16 protein-coding genes are annotated in these 19,313 nt (G+C 64.9%); 10 read left to right on the plus strand and 6 right to left on the minus strand.

Going from position 1 to position 19,313, the window contains the following annotated elements; genetic code table 11:
- Positions 1-7: 7 nt before the first annotated feature.
- From PSEMO_RS05895 to PSEMO_RS05920, 6 genes are all read left to right on the plus strand, one after another.
- The gene (locus tag PSEMO_RS05895) at positions 8-307 is read left to right on the plus strand and encodes a sarcosine oxidase subunit delta (RefSeq protein ID WP_075802210.1); all 300 of its coding nucleotides are present in this window, start codon (positions 8-10) and stop codon (positions 305-307) included.
- Positions 304-3,201: an FAD-dependent oxidoreductase gene (locus PSEMO_RS05900; protein WP_075802211.1), complete on the plus strand. Its 2,898-nt coding sequence runs from the start codon at positions 304-306 to the stop codon at positions 3,199-3,201. The genes PSEMO_RS05895 and PSEMO_RS05900 overlap by 4 nt, the downstream gene beginning before the upstream one ends.
- 3 nt (positions 3,202-3,204) lie before the next feature.
- Entirely contained in the window at positions 3,205-3,774 is a 570-nt protein-coding gene (locus PSEMO_RS05905) for a sarcosine oxidase subunit gamma (protein WP_075802212.1), read from the plus strand.
- A 99-nt stretch (positions 3,775-3,873) separates the two neighbouring features.
- On the plus strand, positions 3,874-4,644 hold the full coding sequence (locus PSEMO_RS05910) for an IclR family transcriptional regulator (RefSeq protein WP_075802213.1): 771 nt from the start codon (positions 3,874-3,876) through the stop codon (positions 4,642-4,644).
- 230 nt (positions 4,645-4,874) lie between these two features.
- Complete coding sequence (locus tag PSEMO_RS05915) at positions 4,875-5,171, plus strand: DUF3077 domain-containing protein (RefSeq protein WP_075802214.1); 297 nt, start codon at positions 4,875-4,877, stop codon at positions 5,169-5,171.
- A gap of 285 nt (positions 5,172-5,456) precedes the next feature.
- Complete coding sequence (locus PSEMO_RS05920) at positions 5,457-6,809, plus strand: APC family permease (protein WP_075802215.1); 1,353 nt, start codon at positions 5,457-5,459, stop codon at positions 6,807-6,809.
- Positions 6,810-6,812: 3 nt separating this feature from the next.
- Here the strand turns inward: PSEMO_RS05920 and hrpB are convergent, their stop codons facing one another.
- A complete protein-coding gene (gene hrpB / locus PSEMO_RS05925) occupies positions 6,813-9,332 on the minus strand; it encodes an ATP-dependent helicase HrpB (protein WP_075802216.1) in 2,520 nt (839 codons plus the stop codon).
- Between the two features lie 119 nt (positions 9,333-9,451).
- Here hrpB and PSEMO_RS05930 point away from each other — a divergent pair, with 119 nt between their 5' ends.
- Positions 9,452-9,871, plus strand: a complete 420-nt coding sequence (locus tag PSEMO_RS05930; RefSeq protein WP_075802217.1) for a polyribonucleotide nucleotidyltransferase — start codon at positions 9,452-9,454, stop codon at positions 9,869-9,871.
- Position 9,872: 1 nt separating this feature from the next.
- Complete coding sequence (locus PSEMO_RS05935) at positions 9,873-10,745, plus strand: cation diffusion facilitator family transporter (protein ID WP_075802218.1); 873 nt, start codon at positions 9,873-9,875, stop codon at positions 10,743-10,745.
- Between the two features lie 118 nt (positions 10,746-10,863).
- Here the strand turns inward: PSEMO_RS05935 and PSEMO_RS05940 are convergent, their stop codons facing one another.
- Positions 10,864-11,700: a DUF6515 family protein gene (locus PSEMO_RS05940; RefSeq protein ID WP_075802219.1), complete on the minus strand. Its 837-nt coding sequence runs from the start codon at positions 11,698-11,700 to the stop codon at positions 10,864-10,866.
- 488 nt (positions 11,701-12,188) lie between these two features.
- Between PSEMO_RS05940 and PSEMO_RS05945 the strand changes: the two genes are divergently transcribed.
- Together PSEMO_RS05945 and PSEMO_RS05950 are read left to right on the plus strand one after the other, a co-directional pair.
- Positions 12,189-12,665, plus strand: coding sequence for an Lrp/AsnC family transcriptional regulator (locus PSEMO_RS05945; protein ID WP_009394930.1), 477 nt, complete (start codon positions 12,189-12,191; stop codon positions 12,663-12,665).
- A gap of 38 nt (positions 12,666-12,703) precedes the next feature.
- Complete coding sequence (locus tag PSEMO_RS05950; RefSeq protein ID WP_075802220.1) at positions 12,704-12,910, plus strand: DUF2788 domain-containing protein; 207 nt, start codon at positions 12,704-12,706, stop codon at positions 12,908-12,910.
- A gap of 3 nt (positions 12,911-12,913) precedes the next feature.
- Here the strand turns inward: PSEMO_RS05950 and PSEMO_RS05955 are convergent, their stop codons facing one another.
- The 4 genes from PSEMO_RS05955 to PSEMO_RS05970 all read right to left on the minus strand — a co-directional run bounded on the left by PSEMO_RS05955 (position 12,914) and on the right by PSEMO_RS05970 (position 19,254).
- Positions 12,914-13,543 carry an rRNA large subunit pseudouridine synthase E gene (locus tag PSEMO_RS05955; protein WP_075802221.1) on the minus strand — a complete coding sequence of 210 codons (630 nt, stop codon included), beginning with the start codon at positions 13,541-13,543 and terminating at the stop codon, positions 12,914-12,916.
- A 6-nt stretch (positions 13,544-13,549) separates the two neighbouring features.
- Positions 13,550-15,022: an AMP nucleosidase gene (gene amn, locus PSEMO_RS05960; RefSeq protein WP_075802222.1), complete on the minus strand. Its 1,473-nt coding sequence runs from the start codon at positions 15,020-15,022 to the stop codon at positions 13,550-13,552.
- A 66-nt stretch (positions 15,023-15,088) separates the two neighbouring features.
- Positions 15,089-16,741, minus strand: a complete 1,653-nt coding sequence (locus tag PSEMO_RS05965) for an acyl-CoA dehydrogenase family protein (protein ID WP_075802223.1) — start codon at positions 16,739-16,741, stop codon at positions 15,089-15,091.
- A 554-nt stretch (positions 16,742-17,295) separates the two neighbouring features.
- A complete protein-coding gene (locus tag PSEMO_RS05970; protein ID WP_075802224.1) occupies positions 17,296-19,254 on the minus strand; it encodes a sensor histidine kinase in 1,959 nt (652 codons plus the stop codon).
- Positions 19,255-19,313: the final 59 nt, after the last annotated feature.

Raw genomic sequence — 19,313 nt, forward strand, 5'->3', positions numbered from 1 at the left:
GAATGCCATGAAGATCATGAATTGCCCGCTCAACGGGCCGAGAAACATCAGCGAGTTCACCTACGGCGGCGAGTTCAAGGTGATGCCCGACCCGGCCACCTGCAGCGACGCCGAGTGGGCCGACTACGTGTTCAACAGCGACAACGAGGCCGGGGTGGTGCGCGATTGGTGGATGCACAACGCCTCCAGCTACTGGTTCCTCGCCGAACGGCACACGGTCACCGACCAGATCATCCGCACCTTCGACGCGAAGGAAGTGTTCAACCAGCGGGTCGAGTTCACGGCCCATGAGGAGGGTGTCGCATGAGCCGCCTGGCCGCCCCGATGGGCCTGCTGATCGACCGCGATCAGCCCCTGCGTTTCAGTTTCGACGGCACCGACTACCAGGGCTTCGCCGGCGACAGCATCGCCAGCGCTCTGCTCGCCAATGGCCGCTGGCTGCTGTCGCGCTCGTTCAAGTACCACCGCCCCCGTGGCCCGCTGACCATGGCCGGGCAGGATGCCAACACCCTGGTGCAACTGCCGGACGAGCCCAATGTGCTGGCCGACGCCCAGGGGCTGGCGGCCGGGATGACCGTCACCGGGCAGAACTTCAACGGCTCGCTGGACAGCGACCGCGACGCCTACCTCGGCAAGTTCTCGCGCTTCATGCCGGTGGGTTTCTACTACCGCTCGTTCTTCAAGCCCAAGGGCATGTGGAAGATCTGGGAGCCGCTGATTCGCAAGAAGGCGGGTCTCGGGGTGCTGGATCTGAACTTCAAGCCGCAGTACTACGACAAGGCTTATCTTTTTGTTGATGTGGCTGTGATCGGTGCGGGGCCGGCAGGTTTGAGCGCTGCGCTCACCGCCGCCAATGCCGGCGCGCGGGTGCTGCTGATCGAACAGCAGGCGGTGCTCGGCGGCTCGCTGACCTACGCCCGCTTCGACGCCGAAGGCCAGCGCGCCGATGCCCTGCGCCGCGAGTTGCTCAGTGCCGTGCAAGGCCACGCCAATATCCAGGTGCTGACCCAGGCCACCTGCAACGCCTGGTTTACCGACAACTACCTGCCGGTGATCCAGGGCAAGCGCCTGTACAAGGTGCGGGCCAAACAATGCATCGTCGCCGCCGGGTCCTTCGACCAGCCGGTGGTGTTCCGCAACAACGACCTGCCGGGCGTGATGCTCGCCAGCGCGGCGCAGCGCCTGATGAAGCTGTATGCGGTGAAGCCGGGCAAATGTGGCGTGGTGCTGACCGGCAACGATGACGGCTATCTCGCTGCACTCGATCTGGCGGATCAGGGCGTGCAGGTCGCCGCGCTGGTGGACATGCGTGTGCAGCCCGCCGATGTGGCGCTGAAAGTGGCGCTGGAGAAACGCGGGATTCCGGTGCACCTGGGCAGCACGGTGTACGAGGCGCAGCACGAGAAAGGCATGCGTCATGTCAGCGGCGTGGAAATTCGCCGCATCACCGCCCAAGGCCAGGTGGCCGAGCAGGGGCTGAGCCTGGCGTGCGACCTGCTGTGCATGTCGGCGGGATATATGCCGGTCTATCAGTTGCTGTGCCAGGCCGGCGGCAAGCTGGCGTATGACGAACAGCGTGCGGAGTTCGCCATCAGCGGTCTGCCGGACGGACTGACAGTCGCCGGCTCGGTGAATGGTCGTCATCAACTGGACAACGTGCTGCTGGATGGCAGCCGGGTTGCCGCTGCCGCCGTGCAGGCGTTGGGGCTGGAGCCCGGCGTGGGCGCTGCCGAGTTTACCGGTGAGGCGCGGGTCAACTTCGAATGGCCGATCTTCGCCCACCCGAAAGGCAAGGATTTCGTCGACTTCGACGAGGACCTGCAGGTGCGCGATATCGTCAACGCCACCCGCCATGGCTATCGCGATGTGCAACTGGTCAAGCGCTTCTCCACCGTGGGCATGGGCCCGTCGCAAGGTCGTCATTCGGCGCTGCCGACGGCGCGCCTGGTGGCCCAGGCGACCAAGCGCAGCATCAGCGAAACCGGGGTGACCACGGCGCGTCCGCCGTTCGAGGCGGAGAAGCTGGCGCACGTCGCCGGGCGAGCCTTCGATCCGTATCGCCAGACCGCCATGCACAGCCGCCATGTCGCGGCGGGTGCCAAGCTGATGCCTGCCGGCATCTGGCAGCGTCCGGCCTACTACGGCAAGCCGGGTGAGCGCGAGCGCTGCATGCAGGAAGAAGTGCGGCATGTGCGGGAGAGGGTCGGCCTGATCGACGTCTCGACCCTGGGCGGCCTCGACGTACGCGGCCCGGATGCCGCCGAACTGCTGGAGCGCATGTACACCATGCCGTTCAAGAAGCAGCCGGTGGGCCGGACCCGCTATGGCCTCATGACCAACGAACATGGCGTGGTGATCGACGACGGCGTGATCGCCCGTCTGTCCGAGCGGCATTTCTACGTGACCGCCACCACCAGCGGCGTCGATCGCATCTATCAGCAGATGCTCAAGTGGAACGCGCAATGGCGCCTGGATGTGGATATCGCCAACGTGACCGCAGCGCTGGCGGCGGTGAACGTGGCCGGGCCGTTGTCGCGTAAGGTGATGGAAAAGATCTGCAGCGATGTGGACCTGTCGGCGGAAGGCTTCCCTTATCTCGGCGTGCGCACTGGCAGCGTATCGGGGGTTCCGGCGCGCTTGATGCGGGTCGGTTTCGTCGGCGAGCTGGGCTATGAGATCCACGTGCCGGCGCGACATGGCGGCAAGCTCTGGGATGTACTGATGGAGGCCGGGGCCGAGTTCGGGATTCGTCCGTTCGGCGTGGAAAGCCAGCGCTTGCTGCGCCTGGAAAAGGGCCACGTGATCATCAGCCAGGACACCGATGGCATGACCCATCCGGGGGAGATCGACATGCAGTGGGCGATCGGCCGGAAGAAGCCGTTCTTCGTCGGCAAACGCTCCATCGAGATCCTCGAGCGCCAGCCGCTCAAGCGCAAGCTGGTGGGGTTCAGCCTGCCCAAGGGCAGTTTGCAGCCGCTGGAAGGCCACCTGGTGCTGAGCGGTGCGGATATCAGCGGTAACGTCACCTCCTGCGAATACTCCGCGACCCTCGGGCAGATCATTGGCCTGGCCTATGCCGGTGCCGATCAGGCTGAGCCCGGGATGCGCATTCCGATCCGCGTGGAGGGTGGCGAAATCGTCCAGGCGACCGTAGTCAAACTGCCGTTCTTCGATCCCGACAACCAGCGCCAGGAGCTCTGAGCCATGACCAGTCTCAATCCTATCGAGCGCTGCGCGCTCATCGACCTGACCGATCTGCCACGGGTGGGTTTCCGTGGCGTGGATGCCGCAGGGTGGCTGACGGCGCGAGGCTACTCGCTGCCATCGGCGCCCAATCAAGCGGTGGCCTGTGACGATGGAACCCTGGTGGCGCGGTTGTCGCAGACCGAGTATTTCCTGCTGGGCAGCCTGGCGGACCGGGGGCAGCGGATTGCCACGGAAGAAGCAGGCTGGGTGTTGGGCGAGGAGCGCAACTACCTGCTGCCGAGGCAGGACAGCCATGCCTGGTTGCAACTGTCCGGGAAACATGTGGCCGAGGTGATGGCGAAGATCTGCGGCGTGGACCTGCGGGCCGAGGCGTTCCCGGTGGGGAGCGTGGCGCAGACTTCGGTGGCGCGGTTGAACGTGATCGTGATCAATGCCGGGAGTGCGGAATTGGCGAAGTTCTATCTGCTGTGTGATCGGGCTTCGGTGGAGTATTTCCAGGGTGCGGTGCTGGATGCCATGGGGGAGTTTGGTGGGGTGCCGGTAGCTCTGGAGAACTTGCTCGGCTGATGTGTCGTTGAGCCCCACAGGTTCGGCGGTACACGCGGACCCTGTGGGAGCTGGCGTTGCCAGCGATGAGGCCCGCCCAGTCACCACAGGACTTCAACCATGACTGCTATAGAACCCATAGACTACCGAGTCCCCGCCCTCCAGCGCGGCCTCACCATCCTCGGCATGTTCAACGCCCGCCAGCGCAGCCTGAGCATGCAGGACATGGCCGAGCGCCTGGAGATCAGCCCTTCTGCCGTCTACCGCATCGTCCAGACGCTGGTGGACATGGGCTACCTGCGCAAGGCCGGGCGCAGCGATTTCGAGCTGGGCAGCCGGGTCATCTCCGACGGCTTCGCCTACCTCGCCAGCCGCGACATCGTCGAGGTGGCGATGCCCTATCTCAATGACCTGCGGGACCGGACTTCGCTGTCGTGTCACCTGAGCATTCGCGAGCAGACCGACAGTCTTTACGTCTACCGCGCCTTCGCGCCGCAGCGGCTGACCGTCAACATTCCCATCGGCACGCGCCTGCCCTGCCATGGCACGGCCTTGGGCCGGGTGTTGCTGACGGGTTTGACCGAGGGTGCGTTGAGCCAGCTGTACCAGCATGTGCGGCTGGATGATTACCCGCCCCCGACACCGCGCACCTTGCCGGAGTTGCAGCAATTGATTGCCGAGGACCGGGCACGGGGCTGGGTGCTGCATCGGTCGGATTACTCGACCGCGATCGCTGCCGGGATTCGTGATCACAGTGGGGCGATCACGGCGGCGATCAACCTGTCGGGGCCGGATGCGGTGATGGATACGGCGGTGACGCAGGAGGCGTTTCTGCAGGCGTTGCTGGGGGCGAGTCGAGAGATATCGGCGGCCTTGGGTTATCGGGATTGAGGCGGAGGCTGGCGCAACAATCTGTCTCAACCTCCGACTATGTCGTAGGCAATTTCCCAAGCACACTTTTCCGGCTTTTCAGCCGTTGCACTGTGGGGGAAGGGTTGCCTAGTCTTGGCGGGTCATTGATTTCCAGTGACCGGTTTTGACAGACCGTGCAAGTTGATTTCCTACCCGTACATAGCGGCAGACAGCCACTAGCGGGTTCCCACACTTGCCAGTCGGACATCATGAAGAAAAAAGACCTCGCCCTCCCCGACCTCACCACCACCTACACCGAATTCTGCTTTTGCGATGAAGGCGAAACCGCGCTGTTCGCCGTGCGTGATGGTGTGGAGATGAAGCATGCCCTCGAACAGCTCATGTCCCTCCTGCGCCTGGCTCATGAAAACAACTTCCAGGCCAGCGAGATCGCTGAGGGGCGTCTGGCGAAGATGGTGCTGGCGACACAGCATGGTCTGGAGGCTTCGAAAGCTATCGTTGCGTCGCTGTTGAAGAGCATCGAGCGGCAGGCGGTTTCGGGGTGATGCTGATGTCCCTATCGCTGGCAAGCCAGCTCCCACAGGGTCACTGCATGCCTTGAGTCATGTGCAGTACCTTTGGGAGCTGGCTTGCCAGCGATAGGGGCCGAGAGAACAACATCGAAACCAGCCATATGGCACCCCGGCAATCACCCCTTGCACCACTGCAATGTTCTTTCCCCCCTCACCCCGCTAGCCTAGGCCGCACACACGGACCCACCGGCAGGTATCGCCACCTCACCCGTTCGCGATTCACGCGTGCAGCCCTATAAAAAATACAAAGGGACATCCATGACCAAGCAGCACTCCACGACAGCGGCCGCTGGCGACGATCAACTCCGCCGCGTGCTCGGCCTTCCGGCGCTCGTATTCTTCGGGCTCGTCTACATGGTCCCGCTGACCATCTTCACCACCTACGGCATCGTCACCGAAACCACCGGTGGCCGCACCGCCGGGGCCTACCTGGTGACCCTGGCAGCCATGCTGTTCACCGCCGCGTCCTACGGGATCATGGTCAAGCGCTTCCCGGTGGCCGGCTCGGCCTACTCCTACACCAATATCGCGTTCGGCCCGAATGTCGGCTTCCTCGCCGGCTGGTCGCTGCTGCTGGATTACCTGTTCATCCCGATGATCAACTACCTGCTGATCGGGCTGTTCCTGAACATCGCCTTCCCCGCCGTGCCCGCCTGGGTCTTCGTGCTGGTGTGCATCGCCCTGGTGACCGTGCTCAACGTGATGGGCATCCGCTCGGTGGCCAAGGCCAGCAACCTGATCGTCGGGGCGCAGGTGATCTTTATCGTGGTGTTCATCGCGCTGTCGTGCCATTCGCTGGGCAACGGCCCGGTGGACTGGCTGGCGCCGCTGGCCGGCGATGGCAGCAAGCCGGGCTTCGATCCGCTGATGGCCGGCGCCGCCGTGCTGTGCCTGTCGTTCCTCGGTTTCGATGCGGTCTCCACCCTGGCCGAGGAAACCCGCGACGCTCGCCGTGACGTACCGCGGGCGATCATGCTGACCACCCTGGTCGCCGGTGCCCTGTTCACCCTGCTCGCCTACCTCAGCCAGCTGGCGATCCCGGGCAGCCATTTCGACAATGCCGACGCAGCCGCCAATGAAGTGATGCTGCAGATCGGCGGCCAGTTCCTCGCCAACTTCTTCACCGCCGCCTATGTCGCCGGCAGCCTGGGTTCGGCGCTGGCGTCACAGGCTGCGGTATCGCGGATCATCTACAGCATGGGCCGCGACCGGCTGCTGCCGGAGCGCTTTTTCGGCACCCTGTCGGCGCGCTTCGGCACGCCGGTGAATGCCACCCTGCTGGTCTCGGCGGTTTCGCTGATCGCCCTGGTGATCAGCCTGGAAACCCTGGCCTCGCTGATCAGCTTCGGCGCGCTGGTGGCCTTCTCGGCGGTGAACATGGCGGTGCTGCGCACCCACCTGCTGGCCAAGGGGCAACCGAAGAACCTGCTGCTCCACGGCGTAGTGCCGCTGGTGGGCCTGGCATTGACCCTGTGGCTGTGGACCAGCCTGTCGAGCCTGACCCTGACCATCGGGCTGATCTGGTTCGCTATCGGTATCGCCTATCTGCTGGTGCTGACGGGTGGTTTCCGGCGTAACGTGAAAGTTGCCGACTTCTCCGAAGCCGGCTGAACCTCAGGTCCCGCGCGGCTTGGCCCGCGCGGTGGCTTCCGCTACCAGCGGATCATCCGGCCAGTAATGCTTCGGATACCGCCCCTTCAAATCCTTCCTCACCTCGGCGTAGGTACTACGCCAGAAGTTCGCCAAATCCTGCGTCACCTGCACCGGCCGCCGCGCCGGAGACAACAGATGCAACAGGACCTTCTGCCGCCCCTGGGCGATACGCGGCGTATCCGCCAGCCCGAACAGCTCCTGCATGCGCACCGCCAGCACCGGCGGGTGCTCGCTGTAATCCACGCGGATATTCGACCCCGACGGCACGCCGATATGCACCGGCGCCCATTCGTCCAAGCGCTGCGGCAGCGGCCAGGGCAGCAGGTTGCGCAGGATCGAGGAGAGATCGAGGTTGGCGAAATGGCTAAGGCGGGTGACCTTGCCCAGATAAGGTTGCAGCCAGTCCGGCAGGGTTGCCAGCAATGCGTCGTCGCCAAGATCAGGCCATTCGCTTTCGCTGCCGTTGGCCAGATCCAACTGCCGCAGCAAGGCGACACGCGCCTGCCACTGGCGCAGCTCCGGGGTCCACGGCAACAGCGCCAGCCCCTTGCGCCGGACCAGATCGAGCAAGGCACGGGCCCGGGCATCGTCGTCCAGGCCGGTCAGCGGTTCGCGGCTGAGCACCAGCTCACCCACCTTGCGCTGGCGCTCGGCACGCAGGACATTTTCCTTTTCATCCCACTCAAGCTGCTCGACCACGCTGACCTGCTCGGCCAACACCTCTTCGAACAACCCGGGATCGAGTTCGGCGGCGAGGTAGATTCGCTCCTCGCGCTGCCCCTGCCGGCTGCCAAGGTCAGCCACCACCAGCCACGGTTCCTTCATCAGCGCATCGACCTCGCCGAACTGCGCGGCACGGCCGTTGGCCAGACGATATTCAGCACCACCGGCCCGCCGCTGCTGGGCGACACGGTCGGGATAGGCCAGCGCCAGCAAGGCGCCGAGCCAGCGTGGATGTTCCGGATCGGCCACCGCCGCGCCGGGTTTGCCGCGCAGGAAACCCCGGTACTGTCGCGCCAGTTGCCGAGCCCGCTGCACGCCACCCTGGCTGCCGCGATTGGCACGGGTCTCGCCGCTGATCAGGCTGAGGCGGCTATGCAGATCGGCGCCGGCACCGCGCAGGATGTCGCGCTCGCCAAGCAAGGCGGCGACATCGCAGGCCATGGCGGTCAGGCCAAGATCCTGACCGCGCAGCAGCAGGTGGGCGATACGTGGATGGGCCGGTAGTTCGGCCATCGCCTGGCCGTGGCTGGTGAGACGGTCATCGCTCAGCGCACCCAGGCGGCGCAGCAGATCCTGCGCCTGGGCATAGGCCGCAGCCGGCGGCACATCCAGCCAGCTCAACTGCTCCGGCGTCACACCCCAGCGATTCAACTGCAGGGCCAACCCGGACAGATCGGCCTGGATGATTTCAGCGGTGCCATAAGCGGCGAGCTGCTCATGCTGCGCCTCGGACCACAACCGGTAGCACACGCCCGGCTCCAGACGCCCTGCCCGCCCGGCCCGCTGCGTGGCACTGGCGCGGGAAATGCGCTGGGTGTCGAGACGGGTCATGCCGCTGCCCGGATCGAAGCGCGGTACCCTCGCCAGCCCGGCATCGATCACCACGCGCACGCCGTCGATGGTCAGGCTGGTCTCGGCGATATTGGTCGCCAGCACCACCTTGCGCTTGCCCGCCGGAGCCGGCTCGATGGCGGCACGCTGGGCGGACAGGTCGAGTTCGCCATGCAGCGGACACAGGAGGATGTCCGGGCGCTCGCCCAAGGACTCCTGCAAGGATTGATGGACCCGGCGAATCTCCGCCTGACCCGGCAGGAACACCAGCAGGCTGCCGCCTTCCTCATCCAGCGCCTGCAACACGGTGTCGGTAACCCGTGGCTCGATATATTCACCCGGCTGGAACGGCCGGCCCCAGCGCATCTGCACCGGGAACATGCGCCCTTCGCTGCTGATCACCGGAGCGTCATCGAGCAGCGCGGACAGGCGCTCGCCTTCGAGGGTCGCGGACATCAGCAGGATCTTCAGCGGCGGCTCGTCGCGCAGCAGTTCACGACCGTTCAGGCTCAGGGCGAGGGCCAGGTCGGCGTCGAGGCTGCGTTCGTGGAATTCATCGAAGATCAACAGACCAACGCCCTCCAGCGCTGGGTCATCCTGCAAGCGCCGGGTGAGAATACCTTCAGTGACCACCTCGATCCGCGTCCGCGGGCCAACCTTGCTGTCCAGGCGGATGCGGTAACCCACGGTTTCCCCGACCTTCTCGCCCAGCTCGCTGGCCAGTCGCTCGGCGGCCGCACGGGCGGCCAGGCGGCGCGGTTCGAGCATGAGGATGGTCTGCCCGGCCAGCCACGGCTCGTGCAACAGCGCCAGCGGCACACGGGTGGTCTTGCCCGCGCCGGGCGGTGCTTCGAGCACGGCTTCGTGACGCGCCGCCAGGGCTTCGCGCAACGATGGCAGTACGGCATCAATCGGTAAGGAAATCATGGTAGCCCTCTAACAGAGGGGCGAGTATAACGGCGAACCCGGCCTGCCCTATCATGGTCTTATCCTCTGAAGCCGGCCTTTTGCCGGTATCGTTGCGGCTATCCTTGCGGAGATTTTCAATGCGTATTCCTTCCCGTGTCACTGGCGGCATCCTGGTCGCAACCCTGCTGACCCAGCTCACGGCCTGCGGCACCCTGTTCTACCCGGATCGTCGTGGCCAGATCGAAGGCAAGGTCGACCCGGTGATCGTCGCTCTCGATGCCGTCGGCATCCTCTTCTATGTCATTCCCGGGCTGATTGCCTTCGGTATCGACTTCGCCACCGGCGCGATCTACCTGCCGGGCGGCAGCACTGCGCAGGTGTCGCCGGAAAAACTCAACGAAGCCATCGGCGCCGACGGCAAGGTGGACAACAGCCGCCTGCAGGCCATCCTCGAAAGCGAACTGGGCCAGAACCTGCCGCTGAACGACCCGCGCCTGGTCCAGCACAAGGGCAGCCTGCAGCAACTGGCGATGTACGACCTGGTGCCTGCTGCCTGACATGACGGCCACTTCCAGCGAACACGCGCGCCTGCTGCGCCTCGCCACCCGGGCCTCGCTCGCGGTGGCGTGCATCCTGATCGTCAGCAAGGCGATCGCCTGGTGGTTGAGCGGCTCGGTCAGTTTGCTGGCCGGGCTGACCGACTCGCTGCTGGATGGCGCGGCGTCGCTGCTCAATCTGCTGGCGGTGCGCTATGCGCTGCGGCCGGCGGATGAGGATCACCGTTACGGACATGGAAAGGCCGAGTCGCTGGCGGGGATGGCGCAGGCGTTGTTCATCGGGGTGAGCGCGGTGTTGATCGCGTTCCAGGCCTATGAGCGTTTGCAGGATCCGCAGCCCTTGGGCAATACCGGGCTTGGCGTGGCGGTGATGGTGCTATCGCTGGTACTGACCGTGGCGCTGCTGATGGTGCAGGGTCGGGTGATCCGTGAGACCGGGTCGACGGCGGTACGGGCCGACTCGCTGCACTACCGCTCGGACCTGTTGCTGAACGCCAGCATCCTGGTGGCGCTGCTGCTGGCGGCCTATGGCTGGCCGCAACTGGATGCGTTCTTCGGGCTGGGGATCGCGCTGTATATCTTCTGGAGCGCGCTGACCATCGCCCGGGAGAGCTTTGCCACCCTGATGGATGAAGAGTTGCCGGCGGAGGTCAGCGAGCGGATGCTGGCGCTGGTCTGTGCGGTGCCCGGGGTGGTCGGGGCGCATGACCTGCGCACGCGGGTTTCGGGGAACCGGTGGTTCGTGCAGGTGCATCTGGAGTTGCCAGGTGAGCTGCCGCTGACCAGGGCGCATGCGTTGTGCGTGGAGGCTTCGGCGGCGATCAGTCGGGAGTATCCGAGGGCTGAAGTGCTGGTGCATGCAGATCCGGTTTAGTGGGTGTTCTTTAGGGCCTCATCGCTGGCAAGCCAGCTCCCACAGGGTACAGCGTGCGCCGCGAAACCTGTGGGAGCTGGCTTGCCAGCGATAGGGCCCTCGAACACACAGCAAGTCTTCAGTTGACGCTATACCCGCGCCCAGCCAGGCAAGCGCCCATCGCCCGGCGATAGGTATCCGCCACCTGCGCCGGCGGCGCCTGGTTGGCATAGGATGGATCGAAACCACTCTGGTCCACCGCCCAGCGATGGCACTGGTAGCGATCCTGCTCCTGCTGCTGTGGCGACTGCCCCTGCATCGGGTAGGCGATCACGTCATACCCGCTACCCTGTTGCACCGGCGCCGGCTGCTGCACCTGCGGCGGGTTCACCACTACATATTCCTGGCTGGCCTGCTGGTACTGGTAATAGGTATCCGCCACCAGGAAGAACAGCGCCCCGCCAATCCACATCTCCCGCGCATAGTCCGGCAGGTAGCTCACCCGCACGCCATACGGCGGCGTCACCACCACGTAGCCCGAGCCATGCGGGCGATACCAGTAGCCGCCCGAGTAGAAGTAGTCCTGCCCGCGATACGGCACTTTCCAATAACGATCCGGGAAGCGGTCGATGGCATGCCCCGGACGGTACTGCGGCCCAGGGCCCCAGCCATTGCCATGCCCGCTCGGCCGCCCTGCCCAGTTCGGCTGTTGGCCACGCGGGCCGGTCTGCCAATGCTGGTTGCCGTCGTTGCGCCGGGGGATGTCCTGGTAATAGCCCTGACGCGGCTCCTGGGTCTGCCAGACTTCTCCGGGCTTGGACTGCAGGGGCGAGCCGCCCGGACGCTGCTCACGCTGATCTCGCTGTTCGCCACGACCACGGTCATCGCCGCGATGGTCATAGTCGCCCTCGGCGAATACATTCAGGCTCACGCACAGCAGGCCGATGGCTGCCAGTGGCCAGATACGCGATGTCATGCTGTTCCTCTACCCACGCGGGAATGATCTCCCAGCCACTCTAGCAGGGGCGCTCTGGCTCGGCAGGTGAAATATGGGAGCTGTAAGCCACAAGCTTCAAGCTGCAAGAAAAAGCAGTCCGCGCCGCCGCAGCCTTTTCTTATCGCTTGCGGCTTATAGCTTGCAGCTCCAATAAAAAAGGGCGACCCATGGGCCGCCCTTCGAGAAACTTGTCCTGGCTCGACGCTTGTGACGCCGGCTCACCTCACACCTGTCTTGTGGACCGTGTGTAGCTCGGGGGCCGAGCACAACCCTGTGGGATTGCTGGCCGCGACCCTCCTGATTGGGGAGGTCGCCGTGGACATGTGTCCGAGCAGTGATTCTGGAAACAATGATAGGGAAAGCGTGCAGGCACAGGATTGCGAAGATTGCGGATATAAACATCACTTGCGCAATTTTTGGCTAAATATTAATAATTACCAGCAATCCATCCATAAAAGGCCTGATCTATGAGCAAGCTGGACCGCTACGACCTGAGCATCCTCGCCGAATTGCAGCGCGATGCGCGCATCTCCAACCAGGAACTGGCCGAGCGCATCGGGTTGTCGCCATCGCCCTGCTCGCGGCGGGTCAAGCAACTGGAAGACGACGGCTTCATCTCCCGCCAGGTCGCCCTGCTCGACCGCAAGAAGCTTGGCCTGAGCCTGACCGCCTACGTGCTGATCGGCATGGACCGGCACACCCCCGAGCGCTTCGAGACCTTCGAGGCGGCGATCCGCAACCTGCCCCAGGTGCTGGAATGCAGCCTGGTGACCGGGATGGACGCCGACTACCAGCTCAAGGTGGTGGTGCCGGACATGGATCACTACCAGAAACTGCTGCTCGGCCACCTGACCCGCATCGAGGGTGTCACCAGTGTTCGCTCGAGTTTTGTCCTGAATCAGGTTTTGGCCTCCACCGAGCTGCCATTGACCCACCTGCGATAGGCGTATAATCCGGCGCTTCACGCTGCCGGAGAGAATCGATGGATCCTGTGTTGTTCGAAGAGTGGATGATGACCATCCTCGTCACCGTCCTGATTGGTTTCATGGGCTTCATCGTCTATGACCTGGCGAAGAAGTCCAAGGCCGGCAAGTTCGGCACCTTCATCCTGTTCTTCGTGCTCGGGCTGGGCATCCTTGCCTTCATCATCAAGAGCGTGGTGATCACCTGGATCGAGCTCAACCAGTAAGCCTCAACGCTTCGCGGGCACTTCCTTCCACTGGCCAGGCTCGAGCCCGTCCAGCGTCCAGTCGCCGATCCTGACCCGCACCAGGCGCAGGGTCGGCAGACCCACCGCCGCCGTCATCCGACGCACCTGGCGGTTGCGGCCCTCCTTGATGATCAGCTCCAGCCAGCTGGTCGGCACGCTCTTGCGAAAGCGCACCGGCGGATTGCGCGGCCAGAGTTGCGGCTCATCCAACTGACGGGCCTGGGCCGGGAGGGTCGGGCCGTCGTTCAGCTCGACGCCATCACGCAGGCGCTGGATCTGCTCTGCCGTCGGCTCACCTTCCACCTGCACCCAATAGGTCTTCGGCAGCTTGTGCTTCGGGTCGGCGATGCGCGCCTGCAACTGGCCATCGTTGGTCAGCAGCAGCAGGCCCTCGCTGTCGCGGTCGAGGCGTCCGGCGGGATAGACACCGGGCACCGCGATGAAATCCTTGAGGGTCGCCCGCCCCTCGCCGTCGCTGAACTGGGTCAGCACGTCGAAGGGCTTGTTGAACAGGATCAACCGCGGCTCGGCCGGCGGCGCCTTGGGCGGGCGTCGCGGACCGGCGGGTTTGGCCGCGGGGCGGCGCGGCGTGTGGCGTGGGGGTAGCGGCATGAAACCTCAGCGGAACGGCGGCTCGTCGAAACTGCGCAGTTTACGCGAGTGCAGCGAGTTGAGTTCGGTGCGCAGCAGGTCGAGGGCGGCGATGCCGATCTTCAAATGCTGGCTGACCGCACGGTTGTAGAAGGCGTTGGCCGCCCCCGGCAACTTGATCTCGCTGTGCAGCGGTTTGTCCGAGACGCACAGCAGCGTGCCGTACGGCACCCGCAGGCGATAACCCTGGGCGGCGATGGTGCCGCTTTCCATGTCCACCGCCACGGCGCGGGACAGGTTGATCAGCGGTCGTTCCTCGGCCCAGCGCAGTTCCCAGTTGCGGTCGTCGTAGGTCAGCACGGTGCCGGTGCGCAGGCGCTTTTTCAGCTCGTCGCCACGCTCGCCGGTGACCTGCGCCGCCGCTTCCTGCAGCGCCAGCTGGACTTCGGCCAGGGCCGGGATCGGGATGTTCGGCGGCACCACGCGGTCCAGAATGCCGTCACGGCGCATATAGGCGTGGGCCAGCACGTAGTCGCCGATGGTCTGCGACTGCCGCAGGCCGCCGCAGTGGCCGATCATCAGCCAGCAGTGCGGACGCAGCACCGCCAGGTGGTCGGTGATGTTCTTGGCGTTGGACGGACCGACGCCGATATTGACCAGGGTGATGCCGTCGCCATCGGCGGCGATCAGGTGGTAGGCCGGCATCTGGTAGCGGTGCCAGACCACCCCGGCGACCAGGGCCTGGGCCTCGCCGTTGTCCATGGCCTTTTCGATGATCACGTTGCCCGGCAGGACCATGCGCACGAAACGCGGGTCGTCACGCAGGCGCTCCAGGCCATGGCTGATGAACTGGTCGACATAGCGGTGGTAGTTGGTCAGCAGGATCCACGGCTGCACATGGCGCCAGTCGCTGCCGGTGTAATGGACGATGCGACGCAGGGAGAAATCCACCCGCGCAGCGTCGAACAGCGCCAGCGGCAGGGTTTCGGCGCGGCCCCAGTCGTACAGGCCGTCGGCGATGCCGTCGGTGGCGGCGGACAGGTCGGTGCTGGGGAAAACCCGCGCCAGCGCGGCAGCGGTGATGCCGGTGCCGGCCAGTTCATCGCCCTGCTCGACCACGTAGGGGTAAGGAATGTTCTGCTCGCTGACACCGACTTCGACCTTGACGGTGAAGTCCTTCATCAACGGCCGCAACTGCTCCAGCAGGTAGCCTCGGAAGGCCGCCGGGTGGGTCACGGTGACGCTGTAGGTGCCCGGCAGCTGGACCTTGGCGTAGGCCCGGGTGGTCGCGGGCACTTCACCATGGCAGTGGTAGGTCAGGCGCAGCTCGGGGTAGCGGAACAGCGAACGCTCGTCGGCGTCCGGCTCGGTGCGGTCCTTCAGGTAGCGCTTGAGCGCCTGGCTCAGGGCCTCGGTGGCAGTCTGGTGCAGGGACGCCAGACGATCGACGGCTTGCTCGGCGGTTTCTACGACAACGAAGGCTTCATCAAAACGGCTCACGGGTTACTTCCTGTCTGACATGCAGGTTTCCATCTTGCCTACATCCTGTTGCAAAGGCACGCACGTTCATTGCGGCCAGTTCGGCGTCGAGCGCTGGACCAGGGCGGCGACGTCGATGCCCCGCGGCAAGGTGCCGTAGACCCTCCCGCCCTGGCCCAGGCGGCTGGCGATAAAGGCGTCGCTGACCGTGGCATTGCCCGCCTCCAGCAACAGCTTGGCCTGCAGGCCGACGGCGATGTCCTCGGTGAGCTGGCGGGCGCGGTACTGGATATCACTGGTATCGGTGAATGCAGTCTTGAGATTGGCGATATGGGCCGCCAGCCGGCGGTCGCCATGGCCATCGCCCAGTTCGATGAACAGGCTGTCGAGCACGCCCGGTTCCTTGGACAGGGCACGCAGCACGTCGAGGCACTGCACGTTGCCAGAGCCTTCCCAGGTGGAGTTGACCGGCGCTTCGCGGTAGAGCCGCGGCAGGATGCTGTCCTCGACATAACCTGCGCCGCCCATGCATTCGGCGGACTCGTTGATCATGGCCGGAGCGCGCTTGCAGATCCAGTACTTGCCCACCGCCGTCACCAGTCGCGAGAAATGCGCCTGCTGCGGGTCGTCGAGATGGTCCAGGGCCTGGCCCATGCGCAGGCTCAGGGCCAGCGCCGCCTCGCTTTCCAGGGCCAGGTCGGCGATGACGTTCTGCATCAGCGGCTGGTCTGCCAGCACCCGGCCGCCAACCTGGCGGTGAGCGCAGTGGTGCGCGGCCTGGGTCAGGGCCTGGCGCATCAGGGCACTGGAGCCGACCATGCAGTCGAAACGGGTCATGGCGACCATCTCGATGATGGTCGGCACCCCGCGCCCCTCCTCGCCGATCATCCAGGCCAGGGCGCCCCGGAACTCCACTTCGCTGGAGGCGTTGGACCAGTTGCCGAGCTTGTTCTTCAGGCGCTGGATATAGAACTGGTTGCGCTCATCGTTCGGGCGGTGGCGCGGCAGGAGGAAACAACTCAGGCCCTTGTCGGTCTGGGCCAGGGTGAGGAAGGCGTCGCACATCGGCGCCGAGCAGAACCACTTGTGGCCGACCAGTTCATAGGCCTGGCCCGGACCAGGCGCGCCCACGGGATAAGCCCGGGTTGTGTTGGCACGGACATCGGTGCCGCCCTGCTTCTCGGTCATGGCCATGCCGATGGTCACCCCGGCCTTGTGCCGGTCGCCGACATTGCGCGGGTCGTATTCGGTGGCGAGGACCTTGGGCAGCCAGTATTCCGCCAGTTCGGGTTGCAGCTTCAGCGCAGGTACGGCGGCGAAGGTCATGGTCAACGGGCAGCCGCTGCCGGCTTCGGCCTGGCTGTGCAGGTAGGTCATGCAGGCCCGGGCGACATGGGCGCCGTCACGGGGGTCGGTCCAGGGCAGCGACGGCAGGCCGTGCTCGATGGCCGTGCGCATCAGTTGGTGATAGGCCGGGTGGAATTCCACCAGGTCGATACGGTGACCGAAGCGGTCATGGCTGGCGAACTGCGGCTTGTTCTGGTTGGCAAGGAAGCCCGCCTCCATCAGCGGTCCACCGGCCAGGGCCCCGTAGGCATCGATCCGCGGCTCGGCCCAACCGGCCCCGTACCTGCGACCCCATTCCTGCAGCGGCAAGTCGAGACGGTAGAGGTTGGCGCCATCGAGGGACGGCGGCTGGTTGGTGACGTCATGGGTTTCAGCGTACTGATGCAGGTTCATCCGGGGCTCCTGATAGGACGTATCTGAAAAACCCAGTGAATCACGCCTCGAACCCGGCACAAAGTGACAAAAACGCCTAACGCGGCGCGATATATCCGCCGTCCAGCGGTATGGGTATCTACACACCTTTTGAACTGAGAAGCCCCGGCAGTAGATCGCGTCAGGGCTGACAGGTGCTTGCCACGACTTCTCTAGCGCTCTTGAGATCGAGCGCCGCCCGCGCGGCGCATCGCTGGCAAGCCAGCTCCCACATTTGTTGCAACGTACCTATGCCTGTGAGGCCATAGTTGACCGCCTTGTTTGTACGACGCTATGTCGCGTCGAGCTCAACAGCCTCCCCACTATGTATCGCCGAGCCGCCAAAGGCTGGCAGCGGAGATCTCACAGGCCATGGCGCGTTGCAACAAATGTGGGAGCTGGCTTGCCAGCGATGCGCCGCGCGGGCGGCGCTCGATCTTGAGGGCGCTGAAGATCTACCGGCATGCGCCTAGTGGCCATAACGCGGTTCTCTGACAAGCACCTCGCAGCCACCACTATTCAGAAACGATGTGTACCTACCCATGCGCCAGCGGCACCGCCACGGTCAGGGCGATGCTCAGCTCGAAGCTGCTGCCCTGGCCCGGCACCGAGTTGTGGCTCAGGCGCGCGCCCATCAGTTCGGCGAGCTTGCGGCAGATCGACAGGCCGATGCCGAGACCGCCGTACTCCCGGCTCATCGAGCCATCGACCTGGAAGAAACGCTGGTACAGCAAGGAATCGTCGAGGGCGACGAAGCCGATCCCGCTGTCGCGCACGGTGAAGGTCAGGGCCAGCAAGTGCTGGCTGAGCGTGCCGCGCACCTGCAGGTTGACCCCGCCGCGGTGGGTGAACTTGATGGCGTTGTCCAGCAGGTAGCTCAGGCACAGGGCCAGCTTGTGGCGGTCGCCAAGCAGGCGGTCGGCCAGGTCGTCGGCGACGTCCAGGTGCAGCAGCAGGTCCTTGTCCATGGCTGGCGAGATAAAACGCGTGCGCAGTTCCTGGACCAGTCCGCGCAGGCTGAACGACTCGACCCGGGCCTGCAGATGACCGGCCTGGAGCTCGCTGAGGATGAGGATGTCATCGATCATGCGCAGCATGTTCTGCGCCGCGATACTGGCGGTGTGCTGGTATTGACCCAGCTCGGCGCCCATCGGTTGGGTCTGCATCAGCTCCAGCGAACCGATCACGCCGTTCATCGGCGTGCGCAGCTCGTGGGTGACGGTAGCAAGGAACTGGTCCTTGAGCTGGTTGCTGTGGGCCAGTTGGCGGTTGAGCAATTCCAGCTTCTGCCCCGTTTCGCGCAGGACCGCAGCCTTGTCCTCGCGCATGGCGTTGATCCGGTCGGCCAGGGCCAGGGACAGCAGGCAGACCTCCAGCGCCGCGCCGATCTGGCTGGCGTACATGGTCAGGAACACATTGGGCAGATGGCCGAGGACCATCAGCGTGTTGACCAGGCCACCGAGCAAAAACGCCGACCAGGCGATGATGAAGTAGCGCGCCACCCGCAGCCCGCGCCACCAGGCGAACAGCCCGGCGGCGAAGATGCACAGGGTGAAAGCCAGGGCCAGCAGGGTCGCGAGGCGCAGGGCCAGGCCGTAGCTGGAGGCCAGCGACATCAGCATCACCAGCGCCGAACACAGCACCAGCCCTTGCAGAAGCCGGTCGAAGGCCCGGCCATGGCTGGCCAGGCGCAGGAAGCTGCGGGCGAACTGGCAACCGAACAGTCCCGCCGCACCGATGAACAGCGGTGTCGAGGCATTCGCCCACCACGGGCTATCGGGCCAGAAATAGGCCACTGCAGCGCCGTTGACCGAGAGCTGGTAGAGACCGAACGAAGCGATATAGAGGATGTACCACAGGTAACTGATATCGCGGACGCTGACATAAATGAACAGGTTGTAGACCAGCATCCCCAGCAGCACGCCGTAGATCAGCCCGAGCACATAGATCTTCGCCGGCAACGCTTCGATATAGGCCTGGGTCGACCACAGGCTCAGCGGCGCCTGCACCGAGCCTTCGCTCTGCAGGCGCAGGTAGGCGGTCAGCTCCTGGTCCGGCGCCATCGGCAGTTCGAAAACATAACTGGCCTGCTCGATCTGTCGACTGGCGTAGGGCAAGGCATCGCCAGTGCGCTGGACCAGGCGGTAGTGGCCCGCCGCATCGGGCAGATAGAGTTCGAGATGATCCAGCGGCGGATAGGCCAGTTCCAGCAGCCAGGTACGTGGCGCGGCCTTGGGCATGGCGATGTAGCGCAGGTCGACCTTGAGCCAGAACGCGGAGGTCGAATACCCGGCGTTGAGCACATCGGCATGATGGGGTTTGAAGGAAGCGGCGAAGGCCGGCGAACTGACCTGTTCGATGGAGGCGCTGCCGTCAGCGTCCTCGAAGACCTGCATGAAGCGGCCCAGTGGCAGGTTTCGGGTCGAGTCGTCGAAGTCGACGGCCCCGGCCAGCAAGGGCAGCCAGCCCAGCAGAACGATCAGCAGATAGCGCATACAGCCCCAGCGTGGCCTGTACGGTCGCGTCGTGATGCCCCAGTCCTTGTGAGACGACG

The sequence above is a fragment of the Pseudomonas putida genome, assembly GCF_001941965.1.
Classification (GTDB): domain Bacteria; phylum Pseudomonadota; class Gammaproteobacteria; order Pseudomonadales; family Pseudomonadaceae; genus Aquipseudomonas; species Aquipseudomonas putida_L.